This is a genomic window from Brasilonema sennae CENA114, assembly GCF_006968745.1.
GTDB lineage: Bacteria > Cyanobacteriota > Cyanobacteriia > Cyanobacteriales > Nostocaceae > Brasilonema > Brasilonema sennae.
Genome location: NZ_CP030118.1, coordinates 821,709 through 840,993, shown reverse-complemented (window position 1 = coordinate 840,993; position 19,285 = coordinate 821,709). Strand labels below are relative to the sequence as shown.

Annotated in this window: 20 protein-coding genes; 10 read left to right on the top strand and 10 right to left on the bottom strand. The window is 43.6% G+C overall.

Annotation, left to right across the window (positions count from 1 at the left end; genetic code table 11):
* Positions 1-9: 9 nt before the first annotated feature.
* A complete protein-coding gene (locus DP114_RS03545) occupies positions 10-711 on the bottom strand; it encodes a response regulator transcription factor (protein WP_169268203.1) in 702 nt (233 codons plus the stop codon).
* Positions 712-911: 200 nt separating this feature from the next.
* Here DP114_RS03545 and DP114_RS35665 point away from each other — a divergent pair, with 200 nt between their 5' ends.
* Positions 912-1,037: a hypothetical protein gene (locus DP114_RS35665; protein ID WP_256379338.1), complete on the top strand. Its 126-nt coding sequence runs from the start codon at positions 912-914 to the stop codon at positions 1,035-1,037.
* A 94-nt stretch (positions 1,038-1,131) separates the two neighbouring features.
* On the top strand, positions 1,132-1,794 hold the full coding sequence (locus DP114_RS03540) for an ABC transporter ATP-binding protein (protein WP_169268211.1): 663 nt from the start codon (positions 1,132-1,134) through the stop codon (positions 1,792-1,794).
* Positions 1,795-1,862: 68 nt separating this feature from the next.
* Here DP114_RS03540 and DP114_RS03535 read toward each other — a convergent pair whose 3' ends face one another.
* The gene (locus DP114_RS03535) at positions 1,863-3,173 is read right to left on the bottom strand and encodes a glycosyltransferase (RefSeq protein WP_169268202.1); all 1,311 of its coding nucleotides are present in this window, start codon (positions 3,171-3,173) and stop codon (positions 1,863-1,865) included.
* Between the two features lie 52 nt (positions 3,174-3,225).
* Positions 3,226-4,560, bottom strand: coding sequence for a cytochrome P450 (locus DP114_RS03530; protein ID WP_169268201.1), 1,335 nt, complete (start codon positions 4,558-4,560; stop codon positions 3,226-3,228).
* Positions 4,561-4,737: 177 nt separating this feature from the next.
* Here DP114_RS03530 and DP114_RS03525 point away from each other — a divergent pair, with 177 nt between their 5' ends.
* On the top strand, positions 4,738-5,388 hold the full coding sequence (locus tag DP114_RS03525) for a TetR/AcrR family transcriptional regulator (protein ID WP_169268200.1): 651 nt from the start codon (positions 4,738-4,740) through the stop codon (positions 5,386-5,388).
* 133 nt (positions 5,389-5,521) lie between these two features.
* On the opposite strand, the gene DP114_RS03520 is transcribed toward DP114_RS03525, so the two are convergent.
* On the bottom strand, positions 5,522-6,319 hold the full coding sequence (locus DP114_RS03520) for a fumarylacetoacetate hydrolase family protein (RefSeq protein WP_169268210.1): 798 nt from the start codon (positions 6,317-6,319) through the stop codon (positions 5,522-5,524).
* Between the two features lie 380 nt (positions 6,320-6,699).
* Between DP114_RS03520 and rpsF the strand changes: the two genes are divergently transcribed.
* The 3 genes from rpsF to DP114_RS03505 all read left to right on the top strand — a co-directional run bounded on the left by rpsF (position 6,700) and on the right by DP114_RS03505 (position 8,811).
* The gene (rpsF, locus tag DP114_RS03515) at positions 6,700-7,029 is read left to right on the top strand and encodes a 30S ribosomal protein S6 (RefSeq protein WP_169268199.1); all 330 of its coding nucleotides are present in this window, start codon (positions 6,700-6,702) and stop codon (positions 7,027-7,029) included.
* A gap of 293 nt (positions 7,030-7,322) precedes the next feature.
* Positions 7,323-7,877, top strand: coding sequence for an Npun_F5560 family protein (locus tag DP114_RS03510; protein ID WP_169268198.1), 555 nt, complete (start codon positions 7,323-7,325; stop codon positions 7,875-7,877).
* On the top strand, positions 7,870-8,811 hold the full coding sequence (locus DP114_RS03505) for a hypothetical protein (protein WP_169268197.1): 942 nt from the start codon (positions 7,870-7,872) through the stop codon (positions 8,809-8,811). Before DP114_RS03510 ends, DP114_RS03505 begins: the two co-directional genes overlap by 8 nt.
* On the opposite strand, the gene DP114_RS03500 is transcribed toward DP114_RS03505, so the two are convergent.
* Positions 8,798-9,151, bottom strand: a complete 354-nt coding sequence (locus tag DP114_RS03500) for an STAS domain-containing protein (RefSeq protein ID WP_169268196.1) — start codon at positions 9,149-9,151, stop codon at positions 8,798-8,800. The two genes, DP114_RS03505 and DP114_RS03500, sit on opposite strands and share 14 nt — an antisense overlap.
* 461 nt (positions 9,152-9,612) lie before the next feature.
* Between DP114_RS03500 and DP114_RS03495 the strand changes: the two genes are divergently transcribed.
* A complete protein-coding gene (locus DP114_RS03495) occupies positions 9,613-10,245 on the top strand; it encodes a DedA family protein (protein ID WP_169268195.1) in 633 nt (210 codons plus the stop codon).
* Between the two features lie 661 nt (positions 10,246-10,906).
* On the opposite strand, the gene DP114_RS03490 is transcribed toward DP114_RS03495, so the two are convergent.
* Entirely contained in the window at positions 10,907-13,186 is a 2,280-nt protein-coding gene (locus tag DP114_RS03490) for a hybrid sensor histidine kinase/response regulator (protein ID WP_169264541.1), read from the bottom strand.
* A 419-nt stretch (positions 13,187-13,605) separates the two neighbouring features.
* Here DP114_RS03490 and DP114_RS03485 point away from each other — a divergent pair, with 419 nt between their 5' ends.
* Positions 13,606-14,580 carry a cysteine synthase A gene (locus DP114_RS03485; protein WP_171975465.1) on the top strand — a complete coding sequence of 325 codons (975 nt, stop codon included), beginning with the start codon at positions 13,606-13,608 and terminating at the stop codon, positions 14,578-14,580.
* Positions 14,581-14,655: 75 nt separating this feature from the next.
* Here the strand turns inward: DP114_RS03485 and trmB are convergent, their stop codons facing one another.
* From trmB to DP114_RS03465, 4 genes are all read right to left on the bottom strand, one after another.
* Positions 14,656-15,294: a tRNA (guanosine(46)-N7)-methyltransferase TrmB gene (gene trmB, locus DP114_RS03480; protein ID WP_171975464.1), complete on the bottom strand. Its 639-nt coding sequence runs from the start codon at positions 15,292-15,294 to the stop codon at positions 14,656-14,658.
* Between the two features lie 62 nt (positions 15,295-15,356).
* On the bottom strand, positions 15,357-15,809 hold the full coding sequence (locus tag DP114_RS03475) for a PadR family transcriptional regulator (protein ID WP_256379385.1): 453 nt from the start codon (positions 15,807-15,809) through the stop codon (positions 15,357-15,359).
* Between the two features lie 87 nt (positions 15,810-15,896).
* On the bottom strand, positions 15,897-17,468 hold the full coding sequence (locus DP114_RS03470) for a group II intron reverse transcriptase/maturase (protein ID WP_169268591.1): 1,572 nt from the start codon (positions 17,466-17,468) through the stop codon (positions 15,897-15,899).
* Between the two features lie 530 nt (positions 17,469-17,998).
* Entirely contained in the window at positions 17,999-18,256 is a 258-nt protein-coding gene (locus DP114_RS03465) for a hypothetical protein (RefSeq protein WP_216669965.1), read from the bottom strand.
* A gap of 159 nt (positions 18,257-18,415) precedes the next feature.
* On the opposite strand from DP114_RS03465, the gene DP114_RS03460 reads away from it, so the two are divergent.
* Entirely contained in the window at positions 18,416-18,748 is a 333-nt protein-coding gene (locus DP114_RS03460; protein WP_171975462.1) for a type II toxin-antitoxin system RelE/ParE family toxin, read from the top strand.
* Positions 18,749-18,761: 13 nt separating this feature from the next.
* Positions 18,762-19,076 carry a helix-turn-helix domain-containing protein gene (locus DP114_RS03455; RefSeq protein ID WP_169264546.1) on the top strand — a complete coding sequence of 105 codons (315 nt, stop codon included), beginning with the start codon at positions 18,762-18,764 and terminating at the stop codon, positions 19,074-19,076.
* Positions 19,077-19,285 lie beyond the last annotated feature (209 nt).

Genomic DNA, 19,285 nt, shown 5'->3' with positions numbered 1-19,285 from the left:
AGTCAAAAATTAAGACTCTGGCTTAGAGAAACGATACCCAACTCCCCGTACACTCTCAATCCAAGCCGTTCCACTAATCGGGTCAATCTTTTTGCGAATCCTTTGGATACATACATCAACGACGTTGGTATTGGGGTTGAAATCATAACCCCAGACATGTTCCAGGATTTGCATACGGGTAAAGACTCGTCCAGGAGAGCGCATCAGGTATTCCAGAAGATTAAATTCGCGGGTGGTGAGTTCCACTACCTGTTGATTGCAGGTGACTTCCCGCGTGATACGATCCAATTTGAGCGAGCCGACAGACAACAGGTTTTGGCGATATTCCTGTGGAGTCCCTCCGTTAACGCTTATACTCCGACGCACTACAGCATGAATGCGGGCAACCAACTCCTCAACAAAAAATGGTTTGGCTATATAGTCGTCCGCCCCAAGATTTAAACCTTCAAGTCGATCATCTAGTTCATTGCGAGCAGTTAACAAAATCACTGGCACATTACGCCCTTCTCGTCGCAGGTGTTTAAGGATAAACAGCCCATCCTTCCCTGGAACCATGATGTCCAGCACGATTACATCATACTCATTTTCCATTGCCCTGATGTATCCATCATCACCGTTGTCGCAATAATCAACGACAATTCCCTGTTCCTTCAGTCCAGCTCGGACGAAGCTTGCTATTCTTGATTCATCTTCGACGAACAGGATATGCATGGTTTTTTGATGGTCATTCAAAACTTTGATGTTTTGAACTATCTATTGAGCAAATTAAAGATTAAAAATTTCCACCAAAGCCAGAAGAGCCAGATTTTTTATCGATTACAAAATTGTAATTCAAACAAGGGGCAAGCTGTCATCTTGGATTGATGTAATTGAAAGTATAGACGAATTATAAGTAATTAGGCGGACATGATATGACTGGCGTTAAGCTAGCTGCGCCTCCGGCAATCGCCCCTCAACTCGACTCAATGAGCGATCATTCCGCACTTGGTGGTGTTGAATCAGTGGCGGATCTCAATCTCCCATTGATTGCATTCTGATTTGTGTTCAAAGTAGCGTGTCCGTAGGACATATTCTGTCTTCTGACTTCTTCTTCAATTACTGCGTTACGGAGTGACTAAAATGGCTGCAACAATGATTTGGATGGAATCGATTACGAAAAGTTATCGTTTAGACAACACGGAAGTTCCGATTCTCAAGGGAATTGACTTATCCATTGAAGAAGGCGAATACGTGGCGATTATGGGAATGTCTGGTTCCGGGAAGTCTACCTTGATGAATATTCTCGGTTGCCTTGATCGTCCAACCGCTGGATACTATATTCTGGAGGGACGCAATTTAAGCACATTGGCGAATGATGAACTCGCTTACATTCGTAATCGACGCATTGGCTTTGTGTTTCAACAGTTCAATTTGTTGGCACGTTCCACCGCGCTTGAGAATGTTATGCTACCGATGGTTTATGCCAACGTGCCAAAGTCGAAACGACGCCAACGGGCAATTCAAGCTTTGACTAGGGTAGGACTAGCACAGCGCTTACATAACCGTCCTAGCCAACTTTCAGGGGGACAACAACAGCGAGTTGCGATCGCGCGTGCTCTTGTCAACAATCCCGCTCTTGTACTCGCAGACGAACCCACCGGAGCTTTAGATACCAAAACATCCCAAGATGTCATGGACTTACTGACTGATTTAAATAACCAAGGCATCACTATAGTTATCGTGACTCACGAACCCGATGTTGCTGCTCAAACCAAACGCACAATTCATGTCAGAGATGGCTTAGTCGTGACATAAGGTTGTGTTGCAAAAAATGGTAGTGCTCTGGTGGAAGTACTGAAAAACATGAATTAATAAAGAACTCATTACTGACTTGTTCTAAAAACAGGCAAGTTTGTTGATGCCAATTGCTCTAATAGCTTTGTAGCAAGAGTTGGTGCATCATAGTGACTCATCTCAGTTTTTAAGTTCTCTGCCCTTTGTTTATATTGAGATGAACTAATAATTTTCATGACAGCATCTCGAATTTGTTTAGCTGTAGGTGTACTTGTTTTGAGGTCAATTCCCACACCGGCCCATTGCACTCGCGCACAAATTTCTGGCTTCTCTTCTGTCTGACCAGCAGTAACCATTGGTACACCATTTGCTAAGGCAATTTGTACACCATTGAACCCACCGTTTGTCACCATGACATCAACATAAGGCAAAAGATGCGCGTGAGGAAGAAATTTTTCCACTCTGACATTATCAGGAATTGAAGTGAGTTGTAAATTTTCTACTGGTTGTCCTCCTGTTGTCACAACCAGTAATACATCCTCATTTGCAAAAGCCTGAATTGTGGGGATAATTAAATCTCCTGCCTCAGTTGCAACTGTACCTTGTGTGACATGAATAATAGGTTTTCCACATTTAAGATCATCCCACCAAGGTGGAGGCGTAAAGTCTGATGAAGCACTAGGCAAAAAGGTTCCGATGAAATGGACTTGAGGCGCAATGTCGCTCTTGGGATACTCAAAAGATGGTGTCGTGCCTTGTAAATAAAGAAATGGTGACAGTGCAGCAGTGAAAAAATCTTGCGACTTGGGTGGTAACCCAACTTTCGCTCGAACACTGTCGAGATGAACCCTCACATCACGCATTAAAACATTTTTTGATAACCAATTTAAAAATGTATTTCGTAATCTTCCGAGAGTTGAATTATTTGGCTGCATTCCAAGTCCAAAAGGTGCCACATCACGACTACTAAAAGGTAATGCTGACATTCCAAATGCTGCCCACGGCAAGTCAGTTTTTTCATGTAACCAGGACATACCAAGAAAGAAGACATCACACAACAAAACCTCAGCTGGATATTCGCGCAATATTTGAGTTAAATCCTCCAGTTGTGTAACTGCTGAATCAATAAAGCCGTGCTTGAGATAAAACTTAAACTGATCTAATCCCTTGAGTGCATCTTTTTGCTCTAACCAAGATTGGGGAATGGTGCTGGAGTCGCTCAAATCTATGCCTGTGCGAATTGGAACATGATGTGCGCCAGTAGCTTCAATCTTATCCTTAAATCCAATTCCTGTATACCACCATACTTCGTGACTACTTTCTACAAGCTTTCGAGCAATTGGTAAAGCGGGGTTAACGTGTCCGGTTGCAGCAATTGTACCAATTAGAAAACGAGCCATATAGCTAATAAAAGTTGATTATTTTAGAATATTCGTGCAAATTTCTAATGTTTTAAGCAGGTGTTAAGCGTACCCGTAGTTTATTCTGGGCTTTAGGAGGAACTAGCACGGGCGCAACAGCAGAATACTCTGGCGTTATCACCCAATGATATTTACGTAGCAATGAAGCCAGAAAAATCTTGATTTCCATCAACGCAAATTCTCGACCGATGCAAACGTGGGCACCACCACCAAAACCAAGCAACGAGAACGGTACTTTTTTATCTTCTTCGCGTGGTGGCGCAAAGCGATCTGGGTCAAATTCTTCTGGATTTGTATATATAGAAGACAGCCGATGCGTCACAAATTGCGAAATAATAATCGTCCAACCTGGGGGAATTTGATATCCTGCAAATTCAATCTCCTTAACCACACCCCGCACAATTAAAGAAGTTGGTGGGTAGAGTCGCTCAATCTCTTTCAAAAAATGAGTCATTTGCGGCAATTGTCGCAGTTGCTCAACATTTAAATCACCACTTCCAACAACTTGTTCAAGTTCGCAGCGCAGGCGTTGGCACCACTGGGGACGCGCCGCCAACTCGAACATTGCCCAAGATAATACACCCGCCGTTGTAAAGTGCGAAGCATTTACTAAATGCACTACTTCATCCATAATTTGCTCATCAGGTAATGTCTTCCCTTCTGTATCAACGGCTGCTAAAAATAACCCCAAGGCATCCTGTGAAGCAAGCAGTCTTAACGCTTGTCGTCTTTGGGCAATGATTAAGAGGAGTTGTCGTTTCAACTTTTGGCGTGCAATTTGTCCCTTTCCAAATGTGGTGAATGGTAGATTTAGCCGAAATAGCGTTAACGAAGCTTTTAGCTGTGCTTCATACCATTGCTCAATTTCGTCAATTTCCTGATTTTGAGGTATGCCTAATAACAGTCGCACCCCAACCAGCAAAGTCATCCTTCGCAACGCATCCATTAGAGGAACTTCACCCTGAGTCGCCAAGGTTTTAAGGCTGGCTTGCACAATTTCCTGCATTGTTTGAAAGTAACTAGCTATTGCTGTACTATGAAATGCAGGCATCATTAGCCGGCGCGTGTTTGAGTGTTCTTGTCCATCTTGAATCATCAAGGTTCGCCCGAAGGGAGGCTCTACAAAATATCGCCAACCCAAATACGAAGACAAGCAGTCTGCTTGCTCAACAAGCACGAGTCTGTTTGCTTGGGCACCAATCAAAACGGCACACTTTTGACCCAAAAGTCGCATTTTAAAGGCAGAACCGTACTTTTGCCACTTTTGCAGCAAACAGTACCCTTCACTTGCAGCAAATTGAAGATCACTCAAAATTGGCACGCCGAAATCACCCGGCATTTCCAGAGCCGATTTAAGTCGTTGCATAGCCTAGGTTCAATTAATTAAAAATTTATTTCATAAATATCAGCATGAAACACTCATAGCTTGTCTGTCAAGAGTGAATTAAATTTTTAGTTCATTTTTTCGTAAAAAAGCTTAGATGCTTGTAAAATCTATCTATAGAGGCTTGTCTGTTGCAAAGAAAATTAATTTTTTACTGTCGTGGGTGGAACAGCAAATACCAAATCTTCATCTAAAACCAAACGAGCGATACGTGATGCAGAGGCGACAAAGCAGCAGATTCTTGATGCTGCGGAGGTTGAGTTTGCCAAGCTAGGACTGTTTGGGGCGCGAACTGAGGCGATCGCAAACAGCGCAAAAGTAGCGCCCAGAATGATTTACTACTACTTCCAAAGTAAAGAAGGATTATACCAAGCGGTGTTGCAACGTCCTGCAACCCAATTCCAACAAATACTAGAGCAGCTAAATTTGGAGCAGTTACCAGCACCAGAAGCGCTAAGAATATTTTTGCAAACTATAATCGCTTATGAAATTTCCCACCGCTACCGAGGGATGTTGTTATTTCAAGAAGCGAATCAAAATCAAGGAAAGTATTTCCAGTTAACAAGTTGGCAAGAACCAATTGGATACATAACTCAAATTTTAGAAAAGGGGATGCAAGAAGGAGTTTTCTGTAAGTTAGATCCATATATGACAACACTTACTATCGCTGGCGTATGCGTTTTTTATGCTAATGCCTACGAAAACCTCAAACATCTGACCCCTGATGTCGAATTGCTAAGTTCTGAAATGATTGAGCAGTATACTCAAGCGGCTGTCAATTTGGTTTTAAAGGGTGTACTTTCTCAGTAAGGTGAAAGCTCTTATCAACTGTTCCCAACCCTCCTAACCCGAAACAGTCGCGATTTTGTCTTAGCGCGAAAAGTTTAGCATCTACCTTTTGTTTTCCTTTACCCTGGCGTGTCATTCAGTACTAGCTCTGATTTTAGTGTGTCTGATTTTGTAGGATTTCCCTATCTCTAACGGTATTTTCTAAACGACCAATACCTTCAATTTCCACACGAACCCGATCGCCAGGATTTAACGGTCCTACCCCTAATGGTGTACCTGTTAGTACAATGTCCCCTGGTAGTAGTGTCATCACCTGAGATATATAGGAGACGAGAAAATCTGGGGGAAACACCATCTGGTCAATACAGGCAGATTGTACAGGAGTTGGGTTCTCATTCAAAAAAGTCTGTAATCTGGCTCCAGGGTTGATTTCTCGGACAATCCAAGGTCCCAAAGGGCAGAACGTATCGAAACCCTTGGCTCGCGTCCATTGACTATCCCGTTTTTGTAAATCCCGTGCTGTCACGTCATTAGCAATGGTATAACCCCAAATCTTTGTTTGAGCCTCCTCTGGTGTACACTTAATGGTGCGATCGCCAATCACTAGCGCTAGTTCTCCTTCATAGTCCACTCGCTGCGAGTGCGGTGGATACTGAATTTCTTCCTGTGAAGCGATGATAGATGTAGGCGGCTTGAGAAACAGCAAAGGCTCGGCGGGTACTTCTGTTCCCATTTCTGCTGCGTGCTCTGCATAGTTCTTACCTACCGCTACAATTTTGGAAGGAGCGCAGGGAGCCAAGATTTGATAACTTTCTGGATCCAAAATTAAATCGGTGAGTTGCCCTTGTAGCCAAGGTGCAGCATCTAGCACATGTACCTTAAAAGACAGTTGTAGCAAGCCATAGTATACTTGCCCTTCTAGATTTTGAACTCGCACATACCGCTGCGCCATAACCATTGATTAGTATCCTTTTGTGCAATCGAACTGCCAGTGTGCAATGTTTCAATGAGCGATTTAGCTGCTACATAAAAATGAAAAGCTGGTAAGATTATAAAACCTGAGGGGAGAGTACTAAAACCCGTATCTTTTACCAAAGATAAAGATATAGTAGTTGGCAGACAGATCCCCCAAGCAATCCGTCGTATAGCTCACTCAGAAAAAGGATAAACAATTCCTAAAAGTGAGCAAGTATCCCGGCAACCCCATTGCACGAGAGAACGTCAAAAAGTTCCTTGCTGCTTTGTAATGTTGATTGGTGTTGGTATCGTCAATCGCGAGTGTCAATACAAGTTAACATCGGCAGCCATATAGTCCATGAGGAGATTAAAATCATGCAAATCGTTTACGAAACAATGTACATCCTCCGTCCTGATTTAACTGATGAACAGGTAGAGCAAGCGACCGCTAAATATGAGAACTTGCTGCGGGAACACGGAGCAGACAATTTCGAGATTCAAAATCGAGGTAAACGTCGTCTTGCTTATGAAATTAATAGGCAAAGAGATGGCATCTACATACAAATGAATTACACTGGACCTGGCAACATGATTGCTATTATGGAGCGCTCTATGCGTCTAAGCGAAGAAGTGATTCGCTACCTGACTATCAAGCAAGAGGTCAAAGAAGCACAACAAGCTCAGGCAACAATCCCCGCTGCCTAAAAGCTTTTGATTCATTAATTCTTCACGCGGCTCTGTTGCCCTCAAGTTTGATACTCAAGCCAGAGGAAACGAGCCGCGTCAGTGTATTTCAAGTATCTAGGATTTTTTTTACACAATCTTAAAGTAATGGTATAATAGTTAGCGCCTCAAGCTACCGTATAGACAAATAAAATGAAGCGGATTTCACAAAATAATCTCGCTAATTTTACTTATAAAAATATGTCTTACAAATGTCTAATTGCCGCAGTAGTACATGAAAAACGAAAAGTTCTGAATGGGAGGGCTAAGCCACTGTGAGTCAAAATGATACCTCGATTCAAGACCTCTATGCAGAAGCCTCGAACCTACGCCAAGAATTGCAGTTTCGGGATCAGCTAGTACAACAATTGTCTCAAGAACTCTTCCGATTGGTTAAGGGCAACACTAACTTTATGCCCCAAAGCGAAGCGTCTGAACGTTATGACACTCAACTGCAAGAATTACGAGAACAATTACAAGCTGTAGAGCAGCAGGTAAGTTTTTATCAAGAGCAAATCTCAGCACGTGACGGTGAGATTTATCAACTGCGGCAGTCTGTGCAAGAACTGAGCGATCGCAGTCGGATGCTTGAGCAAGTCGTACAAGAGTTGCCTCAAATCTATCGTCGTAAATTCGAGGAGCGCATGACTCCTGTCAGAGAAAAAGTAGCAATTCTACAACGCGATAATCGCCAACTCCAGGCAGAACTTCAGAGCGTAAGTTACCGTCTGGCGCTGAAAACCCGTACCGATTCTCACGGTGGGATAGATTTGCCAAATTTTCCTCGGGTAGCCTCCCCTCAAAATAATATTTCTACAAGCAATGCGTAAAGTCTTAGTAGTAATCGAATCCGATGGGAGAGAAATCATACAATCTCCCACCGTAAGCAGGATGTTGTCTGCAATAGAGATGGCGATTGCTGAAGACGCGACGCAAGCAACCTCTGTACAAGTGGTTGCAGTGAGGCAGCGCGGACGCCACATGCCTCTGTCGGGAAACCCTCCTATGCCCTACGGGCAGGCTCGCCCCGAAGGGGCAAAGCTCGCCGGGGGGATACTCCCTCCGGCAGACTTTGGCGCTACGCAAACGCCAACAGTACTGGCTCCCCAGGAGCGACGGGCGAACCCCGAAGGGGTGAATAATCTGACTTGTATTGACCAAATAGAAGAATTCCAGCCCTGGGATTTACAAGCCTCGAACGAATTGCAGGAGATTATTTATTGCCCTTTAACCCTCTGTTTGCCTGAAAATCTGGTAGTGCCGTTTGAAGGAATTATTAAAGCTTGTCGGGATATTCCTGGGTTACGTCACAAATTAACACAACACACACAAGTAGCCATTGGCAATGGTAGTTCTTGGTTGCCAGTGGTGTTAACGGCTTATGGACCTCTCTATGGTGAGGCTATTACTTTAGCAGATGAATTCAATGGGAAAAAGTTACCAGACAATTTACTGGCGTCTGACTTAACTTATTACCAGCCCCTGCATTTATCAGATGTGTTGCGTCAAAGCTTGTATCACATGGCACATAATCTCCTGCAACTTTTATTAGCACCACCGGCGACATATTTGATACAGTTTGGACTGGAAAAAAGTGAAATTTGTTTTGACCGTCTTTGGCCATTTCCCACTGCACCTGCTTTGGCTAGCGTTGGTGTTCAAAAGCCAGATTTATTCACTTGCCATTGGTATTGCCTGACAGCAAAGCCAATACTCGACTTGAACATCATTCCCATCGCCCAATCTGGTTTCAGGCGACTGTAACTAAACTTTTTTCTTGAACAACGGTGAAAATGTCTTCGTAAGTGTGAAACATTTCAAATACTGAATCTAGTTGAGTCAGTTCCAAAACTAACCTAACCGGATCTTGAACATTGCAAAGAACGAAACGACAACCGCTTTGACGTGCCAACTTTAAGCTTTTGACTAGGGAAACTAACCCAGAACTATCCATGAAATCAACTTTGGCTAGGTCAAGAACCCAGAGTTGATTAGGCTGAGGAACTATGGCGGACATCTTTTCGCTAAGAGCAATACCACCCTGTAAGTCTATACGTCCTTCGGGTTTAAACAAAACAACTTGACAATTTGATGTGATAGTCATGAATCTTACTGGGTAGTTGAAATATTTTACAAATGCAAAAAACAGACACAACTGCTGATTTTCTCTTCTCAGTAAAAAATGCTGCTTAATTCAGTTTCCTAGAAACTGGCAGCGATTGGGTTAAGACAGAGAATTTCAGTATTTATGCCGTATAATTTGTCCTGACTTTACCCAATATAGGCATAACCATATGATAAATTCGGTAACAACCGTATCTTTTACCAAATTTTTACAATTTCCTCATGAAAATATAAATTTTATATAAAAAGAAATTGTGTGAGGCTAGTAAGTGTACGCATGTGGTATTTTAAGCACCAAGAGTGAAAAATCAATAGTTGCTATAGTAACTATTGATTTTTGTCTATGAGTCCAGAATTTTGTAGAACGACGCAATTGACACCTAGCCCACAAAAGAGTCAACATAGAATAAAAGTAAAATTTTGTAAAGATAACGGAGCTGGATGTCTCTTGAATTTATATCACTAGAAAACATCCAGAAAGTTGCTCATGAATATGGATATTGGGCAATTTTTTTGGGAATATTGTTGGAGAATTTAGGGATTCCTCTTCCAGGTGAAACCGTCACTTTGGTTGGGGGGTTTCTTGCTGGCAGTAAGGAACTTAGTTACTGGCTAGTCCTCAGTGACGCCATTGCAGGTGCTGTTGTGGGAGGTATCTGTGGTTATTGGATTGGTAGAACTGGCGGCTGGTCTTTGCTTGTGCGCCTAGGTAGATTGTTTAGAGTTTCTGAAGCTAGACTTTTGATTATAAGAGAACAATTTAGCGAGAATGCTTCTAAAGCAGTGTTTTTTGGGCGCTTTCTGGCTTTGCTGCGAATTTTTGCCGCACCACTTGCTGGAATTGTTGAGATGCCCTTTGGCAAATTCATGATATACAACATCGCAGGAGCTATCGCATGGGCTAGTGTTATGGTGACACTTGCTTTCTTTGCTGGAAGAATTGTTTCCCTGGAACAGTTGGTTGCTTGGGTTAGTCAATTTGCAATTTTAGCATTGCTGATTCTAGCTGCTGTGATTGCTGTCCCCATATGGTTGGAGTCACGGCAAAACGAAGGTGAGGAGATCGGCAGATGAGGAGCCACTGCCTTGGGGACAATAAACTCCACTGCGGTTACCCTCCGTAGCTGAGTAGTATCGGCAATGCCCTCCTTGTAGTAAGTGGAGTACCAGGCTGCGTTGCTGTGAGGCAGTGCGTTGGGGAGCCACTGCCGTGCGCGGGTTAAGCGCGTTGAGGCATGTGGCGTGAGCCAGTACTTGATGAGGGTTTCCCTCACGCTTGTTCTGGCGTCCGGGTTTCCCGACAGTAGCGCAACTGCCTAATTAGTTCGGGGTAGATCCAACTCTAAACCGACGTTTACCGCCTCCTTCGACTGGATTCTCGTTATACCCTTTCACCAAAATCCTGATACATTTCACTTCCCCCTTCGGGTATCTCCTGCACGCCTACGCTACTTTGTAAGTCCCAAAGGGACACGCTTACGCGTATCTCCTGCACAGACGCTGCTTTGTAAGTCCCAAAGGGACACGCTTGCGCTTAGGCTTGATTCGTGCGCTTGCGCTTACGCAGTCGCCTGGCTGTCGGGAAACCCTACCAAGAGCGCTGTCTCACCTATTCCCCGTACTCCCCCTACTCCCCCTACTTGCCCATATGTATCAACGTTAAAGTGAAACGGTATTAGGCGTTGGGTTCGCTTGATGTACGCAAATTGCTATGAAGTTGTTGAGTTTTCTGTTCTTATTCCAAAAGACTAGATATTGCACCCATTAAATCTACAGGGTTAACTGGCTTGGGCAAGAAAATGTGAAATCCTGCCTCCAGTGCTTCAAGTTTGTCTTCTTCTCTGCTATAAGCAGTGAGTGCAACTGCGGGAATCTTCTGGGTTTGCCCCACCTCCTTAAGCCTGACTTGACGAATCAAAGCATGACCACTCGCTTGTGGCATTCCAATGTCACTAATGAGTACATCACATTTGAATTCTTCCAAAACTTGTAAAGCTGCATTGGTGGATTGAACAGCGGTCACTTTTGCGCCTGCGCCTTGCAAAATTTCTTCCAGTAGTTCCAAATTATCAGTATCATCATCGACCACAAGGATTTGTACGTCATTTAGCTGTGAGTGATGATAAGTTTTTTCGGGACGAACTTTTGGCTGTTGTGTATTCACTTCTATAAGTGGCAGCTTGACAGTAAAGGTTGCTCCTTTCCCTTTTCCTTGACTTTCTGCTGTCACTGTGCCACCTTGCAATTCCACGAGATGCCGAACAATCGCTAATCCCAAACCAAGTCCATTATTGGAACGTGTCATTGTGCTATCAGCTTGACGAAAGTGTTCAAACACATAAGGTAGAAACTCAGAATTGATGCCCTCACCAGTATCGCTGACTTGAATGACTGCCCAGAACCCAGGGCGTTGCCAAAAGTTGTCTGAACCGAAGTTTCCTCCGTTTATAAATTCAGGAGGTTCTGAGCCTTGAGGAGCCAATGCGTTGGAGTGAAGCAGCCCTGCAGGTGGATTTCCCCCCCTTGGGGACTGTGTTCGCGTAGGGTATTTGGAGGAAATCCCAAGGGAGCTTGGAAGTAGGCACTCTTCCGTTTCCCCCCAACCCTTGGGAATGGAAAGCCCCAAGTCTTTTAACTCCGACTTTAGTCGGTTCAAGTCGCGCAATTCATCCAGGCTGCCTCTTCCATAGGAAGCTCCAAGCTCTGGGTTGTCGTAAGTAGCATAGGATTCGTGTTGTTGAGTTTTGAGTAGTGAGTCACAAGAGTTTGACTCAGCGCTAATTGACAGCCTCACTTGCACTCGTCCTTCCACTGGGGTGAACTTTATTGCATTGGAAAGTAAATTCCAAGCAATTTGATACAAGCGATTTTCATCTCCCATCACTACCGCGACTGAGCACTCTAGTACGGATTCCAAAGTAATTGATTTTTCTTGTGCTGATAACTTTATTGTATTGAGCGCGTTCTCAATCACACTGACTAAATTGATAGGAGATATAGATAGCTGCATTTGCCCTCGCATTAAGCGAGATGTATCAAGAATATCATCTATTAACTGGTTCTGTTGAAGGGCACTGCGTTCAATAATTTCTAAACTATGATTTCTAGCTGCTTCATCAAAGTTACGGCTACGCAGTAACTGTGCCCAACCCAAAATTGCGTTTAAAGGAGTGCGAAGTTCGTGGGAGACAATCGCAAGAAATTCATCTTTTAAGCGATTTGCTCGCTCCAGTTCTTCTTCCCGCTGCTTGCGCTCAGTGATGTCCAACACCACTCCAATCATGCGCACAAGCTGACCTGTATCATCATAAAAAAAATTACCTTTACCTAAGATCCAATGAACGCTTCCATCAGACCAAAGAACGCGAAATTCATTGCTGTAGTCAGTTTTTGTATTTATGGCAGAAGTAATAGCTTCAGAAACTTGTTCTCTGTCTTCTGGATGAACGCAGGAAAGAAATCCTTCATAACTTCCTAGAAAGCTTCCTGGTGGTAAACCAAATAATTGTTCATGATTTTTAGACCAAATTACTTGATTTTTTGGTACGTTCCAGTCCCAAGTGCCCAGATGAGCAGCTTCCATTGCCAGGTCTAAACGCTCTTCACTGATTCGTAATTGCTCAACAGCAACAGCATACTCGTCAAGTGATGTCTGCTTTTCTAAACTTTCTTTAACAGCAATGACAAGCAGCTCTAGCCTTCCCTTTAAGACATAATCACTTAGCCCAGACTTCATCCCTAAGACAGCAATTTCTTCGTTGCCGCTATCAGTGTACATAATCACAGGACTGTTTGGATATTTAATTTTAATGGTTTTTAAAACCTCTAAGCCATTAGTCCACTGTAGAGAGTAGTCAGTAATTGCAATATCAAAATCACCTACTGCTAGCGCTTCCTCAAAACTCTTAGCATGAATAATTGAGGTAACTTCTATAGAAGAAAACTCTTGCTTGAGTTGCGGTGTTATCGACAAGTGCACATCAAAGTTGTTATCGATTAGGAGTATGCGAAGCATGATATTTGCTATCCATAAGACTTAACTTAGAAAATTAAGTGTAAATTTTAGTTGACTAGTGAGGTCTCACACCTTTTATATCATCTCCTGTAAAATATCTAGAACTCTCAGCTAATATTGAAGATATCAACAATTTTTTTGTCAGTAATTACACGTATAAAGATGGCACTATTGTTTTCTAAATGGTGACAAATGGGACAAATTGGTGAGAACAATGTTTATCAAAATTTCAGCACTATACTGCTGCTGCACTTTAGGATTAACACTAGACTGCACTGACTGGTTGACGTTTGAAAATTTTTGAGTGTGTAGGGCTAAAGTCTGAATCTTAGAACAAAGACCTCTCTAAAATCAGTATAGGGTCAACAAGGCCTCACGCCTGATGACCAAAAGCATAGTCTCCACCAAGAAGTTCAAACATGGATATCAGAAACGGCTTTGTAGATACTGTAGGTCATACACCACTTATTCGTTTAAACAGCTTTAGTGACGAAACTGGGTGTGAAATTCTTGGTAAAGCAGAATTTCTCAACCCTGGTGGTTCAGTTAAAGATCGGGCAGCACTTTATATTATTCAAGATGCCGAAGAAAAAGGTTTACTAAAACCTGGTGGCACAGTCGTAGAAGGAACAGCTGGTAATACTGGTATTGGATTGGCACATATATGCAACGCCAAAGGTTATAAATGCCTGATTATAATTCCTGACACTCAATCCCAAGAGAAGATGGATGCTTTGAGGGCATTAGGTGCAGAAGTTCGCCCTGTACCTGCTGTACCCTATAAAGACCCTAATAATTACGTCAAACTCTCTGGTAGAGTAGCTGGCGAAATGGAAAATGCTATTTGGGCAAATCAGTTTGATAACTTAGCAAACCGCCAGGCCCATTACCAAACAACAGGACCAGAAATTTGGGCACAGACAGATGGTAAAGTTGACGCTTGGGTCGCTTCAACAGGGACTGGTGGAACTTTTGCTGGTGTAGCAATGTATTTGAAAGAAAAAAATCCAGCAATTAAGTGTGTTGTAGCTGACCCAAAAGGTAGCGGACTTTACAGCTACATTAAAACAGGCGAAATCAATATTGAAGGTAATTCTATTACTGAAGGCATTGGCAATAGTCGTATTACCGCCAATATGGAAGGCGCGCCTAGCGATGATGCTGTCCAGATTGATGACAGGGAAGCCATAAAGGTTGTTTATCAGTTACTACGGAAGGATGGCTTATTTATGGGTGGTTCTACAGGTATAAATGTTGCTGCTGCTGTTGCTTTAGCAAAACAAATGGGACCAGGACACACCATTGTTACTATCTTATGTGACAGCGGTTCCCGTTACCAGTCCCGCATCTTCAACCATGAATGGTTAGAATCTAAAGGTCTTTCTCCAGATTAGTCAGCCCCTGGGAAAGAATTCTACATTCAACACACCCCATCCAACTCTTCGAGTATGGATGAGGATTCTCGCCGTTCATCTGAGTGTTTCAAATAAAGCACGATAAACAGGTTCACCTTTGTTGATTGTTCCTATCTCCCGTTCTGTGGAAACTGGTAGCGGATTTTCTGCTAGCCATTCTCCTGTACCAAGTCTTTGAAAAGCGGGATGATTTGTAAAGCGATCGCACATCTCAACCGCCACAAACTCAATATCCGATTGCAAAAATACAATACCCCCAGGTATGAGAAATTCTGCTAGTTCTGTAACTAATTCTGGTTGCACGACTCGCCGTTTTGCATGGCGGTTTTTAAACCAGGGATCGGGAAATTGAATTGTGACGCGTTGTAGACTTGCTTTAGGTAGGGAAGAGAAAAGCGATCGCAATGAGTTATTCACATTGCAAAACACATAATGGAGATTTGTTAGTCCCAACTCATCCCGCCACTTGTTCGCCTCCACCACCAGAGGTTCCCGAATTTCTAAACCCAAGAAATTCCAGTCTGGTTCAATTTTCGCCATACTTAACAAAAAGCGTCCTCGTGCAGCTCCAATATCCAGATGTAAGGGCGCTTTTGGCTTGGCGTACACTTTTTCCCAGTCTAGGGGATCGATCAGTGTTTGATACTTTTGCGCAAGCGGATTAACGTGTTGACGGACTCTAACAAATGCCAAAATTGACTCTCCTTTTCACCAAACCCAATATCAGTTAACCAAAAACAACCAACAAAATATGGTTATTCCTGATTGTCTCTTAAGCTGTCGGGTTCTGTAAGGATGCGCCGCACCTCATTTTGGGAGTGTTCAATCGCCTCGCGGACACGACGGATTGTGTTTTGATCATCTCGGTTAAGGGCATTTCGTAAGCCGCCCCATACTGTCCGCATCAAGTGTTGTAATTCGTCCTCCAGAAAACCGATTTCGGCTCGAATGGCGGCAGATGTATCGGGTTCAGTAAATCGCGCCCAAAAAGCATTCACTTCCTGCGCGTGGGCCTCCAACTCGGTTCGACCAGTCTCAGTTAGATGATAGACGCGCCGCGCGGCTTCTTGATCGGCACGCACTAGCCCCATATCTTCTAGATATTGCAGGGTTGGATAGACTGTGCCAGGGCTAGGGGCGTACTGTCCAGACGATCGCTCTTCCAGCGCTTTGATAATCTCATACCCGTGTTTGGGTTCGTTGCGCAGTGGTTTGAGTCGAGAGGAGCTATTATGCTCCGTCCCTCTCAGTTAGATCCGGACGTGCCCGTTTCCGTGCATCCGGCTCCCGATGTTCTAAGGTTTCCCCTTGCTCATGTGGATGTAGTTGTGACAACTTTGATGTATGGCTAGAAGATTGTTTGCTTTCCAGTTCTGGTGGTTACCATCTACATGATGTAGGTGGATTGTTTCACCTGGTAGCATCTTCATGCCGCAGTGACCACATGCATGGTTTTGCCGTTTTAAGGCTTTAGAGGTTTCGCCATCGTAGAGCTTGCTGTTACGCTCGCTCCAGTACTGGATGTCTCCGTCGTACGGTGATTTGTTACCTTTGACCATGACATATTTTCTTTCGGAGCAAGAAACTGCTGGGAATGCTTTGTTAGTCAGCGTTGCGCATGACCATCTGTCATTCTTTGTTTCTTTGTTGAATACCTTGAATGCTTTGCGTCTGGTGAACCATAGTGAGAACCGTGCTCCATCCATTTTGCAGAAGCGGTGGTAATTCCTCCATCCTCTAACCAAGGGGGCTAATTTCTCAGCTTTTACCTCGGAACCATAATTAGAGCAGTTGACGATAGTTTTTACTTTTTGACGGAATTTCTTGAAGTTCTCCAGCGAGGGAGTGCTTCTTACTTTCCCGTTGTTCTGTACCTTGAAGTGCCAGCCTAAAAAGTCGAAACCATCTGTCGATGCGGTTATCTTGGTTTTCTTCTCACTGATTTTCATTCCTCTTTCTGCTAGGAATTGGCTTATCTTTTCAAGTATTTCTTTTGCATTATCTTTGGGTTTAAGAAAAATTACCATGTCGTCAGCGTAGCGGACGGTTGGTTCTATTATCTTGTTAGGAGATGTCCTATCGGTTATCTTTGACCCTTGGTTGTGATACCTGTGGACACTTTCTATTCCATTGAGTGCAATATTAGCTAGTAGGGGACTTACCACACCACCTTGGGGGGTTCCTTGTTCTGGAAAGTTGGGATGTATTCCGGCTTTTAGGCATCGAAAGATACCAATTTTCATCCCTTTTGGTGCTATCAAGTTATCCATGATAGTTGTGTGGCTTATCCGGTCGAAGCATTTTTCGATATCGAGTTCTATTACTCGCTTTTCTATTCCATTTGCGTAGGAGTTTAGGCTGTTGAGGACTTGTCTCTGTGCATCATGTGCTGAGCGTCCTGTTCTGAATCCATAGCTCCGTGCATGGAATGTTGCTTCATGTGCTGGTTCTAGAGCAAACTTTGCAAGGCATTGCCATGCTCTGTCTGTGATAGTGGGGACTTTTAAAGTCCGGAATGTTCCGTCCTTTTTAGGTATCGGGATTTCCCGTAATCTGTTATGATGCCAATTAGAGTAATTGAGCTTGAGGTGTTCCTCAAGTGCAAGGCGTTCTTCAAAGTTGAGGGACGCTTTGCCATCAATACCCGCAGTCCTCTTACCAGCATTAAGCTGAGTTACTTGACGTATAGCCAATAGCCGTGCAGCTTTGGATTTCAGAATCAGTTTCTGAAGTGACCGCGCTTTCCGCATGTCTCCTGCTTTAACTGCTTTGAACACTCTAACTTGTAGGCGGAATAAATTGCGCCGGAATTTCTTCCAGGGTAATTTGCTCCAAGATTCACTAGTATTGCTACTGTGTCTAATCATGCTCTGACTCCTAAGAATGTTTTCTGAACACCTTACAGCAATTACGCCGTATCCTACCCGTGTTAGGAGGTTTACACCTCTCGTCTGGTTTACCTGAGTTTTCGACCTTTCTCAAGACTCCTAACCCGTTTTTCTTCGTTCCCTAGATTAGATTGTTTTGTGTATTTTAGGTGTAACCACTTCAACCGTTAGAACCCCTTGTTCTTGTCGCTTGCTGGACTAACATCGACGGGGTTTTGTCTCTAACGAAGTCAGGGGTTTTTATGTTATGCCCTGCTTTACTTTGGGTTGCTTTTTTAGGTTCTGTCTCACCTTGTACACTCCCTGTTAGCGCCAGTGTCAGCCCATAACTGCCGTCTGATTGCGCCCTGCTTCCAGCTTCACTCTGCAAAATTCCGAGTTTGCTCGGTGTGGACAGGTAAGGAGTCACTCCTGAACTTGGAGGATAGGGCTTTCACCTACATCTTTTGTCTAGAGTTCAGTCAAAAATGATTGACTGGATATCTTATTTTGCGGATTTTAACCGTGATTCAGATATCAACGAATCGCACCGTCCAGAAGTAGGTAACGCGCCTCACCACGCCGGACTTTGCCCTCTCCTCTTCTGGGAGGTCCTCCTCTTCCGGCTCTGCGTCCGCCTTCTCCTCTATGAGGATGGTATCCGCGTCTGTAATCATCATGTTCGCCCTCTGGATTGGGAGGTCCTCCTCTTCCGGCTCTGCGTCCACCTTCTTCTCTATAAGGATAGTGTCCGTGTCTGTGCTCATCATGTTCGCCCTGTGGCTCATGTGATCTTATTCGGTCATGCATACGATAATTTTCTCTTTTGTTCAACATATTTTTATAGTGTCGCGATATATCGACAATGTCAAGTATGTTTGTCCCCTGCAACGGAATTTTTAGACGACAGAGGCACAGCAATATATCAGATATGATATAAAGATGGCATGGAACAATCAAGTAAACCTTTGGTTTGGCTGCACGGTGAGGTAAAAACTCCACCTTTCAGTCAAGAAGCGCGGATAGAAGCAGGCGTTTTGCTTAGGCAATTACAGGAAGGCGAAAATCTTGAACTACCTCATTCGCGACCGATGTCAAGTATCGGAGCACACTGTCATGAACTGCGTATTCGAGATGCAGACAAAAACTGGAGAATTATCTACCGAATAGATGATGATGGAATCTTGATTGTTGAAGTCTTTAACAAAACGACGAGAGCAACACCCAAAAACGTGATTGAGATTTGCAAAAAGCGACTTAGCAACTATGACACTGACTAACGGGAGTAATGTTATGGATCAAGCAAAGAGAGAACGCTTAGAATCTAAAGGCTGGAAGATTGGGACAGTCTCAGATTTTTTGGAGTTAACACCGGAAGAAACTATTTTTGTCGAAATTAAGTTAGCTCTGAGTCGAAGCTTAAAGGAACGTCGGCAACAACTGATGACTCAAGCTGAACTTGCCTCCAAAATTAGCTCTAGCCAGCCCCGGATTGCAAAAGCTGAAAATGGAGATGCTTCAGTCTCAATCGAGCTATTAATTCGGGCAATGCTCGCAACAGGTGCAACCCCTCAAGACATTGGACAGGTGATTGCTAATGTCAGTTGACGCTGCCAAAGTGCTTTGTATATTTTTTCTTGGATACTCGCAACACACCAGAAAAATCGCCAATATTTCGCTCAAATTCTGCCTTTTTGTTGATCAACAAGAAAAACTGACAGATTTTGTGTACAAATGTTAAGCGAGATCATTGCCAAGCAGCGTAGCGAAGCAAGGGTTATACTCTTTCTAAAAAGAGTTTTTACACCCCACTTTTG

Bases quoted from the DNA above. Each gene is read 5' to 3' on its own strand.
- DP114_RS03545 (WP_169268203.1), bottom strand. From the start codon at position 711: ATGCATATCCTGTTCGTCGAAGATGAATCAAGAATAGCAAGCTTCGTC.
- DP114_RS35665 (WP_256379338.1), top strand. From the start codon at position 912: ATGACTGGCGTTAAGCTAGCTGCGCCTCCGGCAATCGCCCCTCAACTC.
- DP114_RS03540 (WP_169268211.1), top strand. From the start codon at position 1,132: ATGATTTGGATGGAATCGATTACGAAAAGTTATCGTTTAGACAACACG.
- DP114_RS03535 (WP_169268202.1), bottom strand. From the start codon at position 3,173: ATGGCTCGTTTTCTAATTGGTACAATTGCTGCAACCGGACACGTTAAC.
- DP114_RS03530 (WP_169268201.1), bottom strand. From the start codon at position 4,560: ATGCAACGACTTAAATCGGCTCTGGAAATGCCGGGTGATTTCGGCGTG.
- DP114_RS03520 (WP_169268210.1), bottom strand. From the start codon at position 6,319: ATGGCGCAGCGGTATGTGCGAGTTCAAAATCTAGAAGGGCAAGTATAC.
- rpsF (WP_169268199.1), top strand. From the start codon at position 6,700: ATGCAAATCGTTTACGAAACAATGTACATCCTCCGTCCTGATTTAACT.
- DP114_RS03505 (WP_169268197.1), top strand. From the start codon at position 7,870: ATGCGTAAAGTCTTAGTAGTAATCGAATCCGATGGGAGAGAAATCATA.
- DP114_RS03500 (WP_169268196.1), bottom strand. From the start codon at position 9,151: ATGACTATCACATCAAATTGTCAAGTTGTTTTGTTTAAACCCGAAGGA.
- DP114_RS03495 (WP_169268195.1), top strand. From the start codon at position 9,613: ATGTCTCTTGAATTTATATCACTAGAAAACATCCAGAAAGTTGCTCAT.
- DP114_RS03490 (WP_169264541.1), bottom strand. From the start codon at position 13,186: ATGCTTCGCATACTCCTAATCGATAACAACTTTGATGTGCACTTGTCG.
- DP114_RS03485 (WP_171975465.1), top strand. From the start codon at position 13,606: ATGGATATCAGAAACGGCTTTGTAGATACTGTAGGTCATACACCACTT.
- DP114_RS03470 (WP_169268591.1), bottom strand. From the start codon at position 17,468: ATGATTAGACACAGTAGCAATACTAGTGAATCTTGGAGCAAATTACCC.
- DP114_RS03465 (WP_216669965.1), bottom strand. From the start codon at position 18,256: ATGAGCCACAGGGCGAACATGATGAGCACAGACACGGACACTATCCTT.
- DP114_RS03460 (WP_171975462.1), top strand. From the start codon at position 18,416: ATGGAACAATCAAGTAAACCTTTGGTTTGGCTGCACGGTGAGGTAAAA.
- DP114_RS03455 (WP_169264546.1), top strand. From the start codon at position 18,762: ATGGATCAAGCAAAGAGAGAACGCTTAGAATCTAAAGGCTGGAAGATT.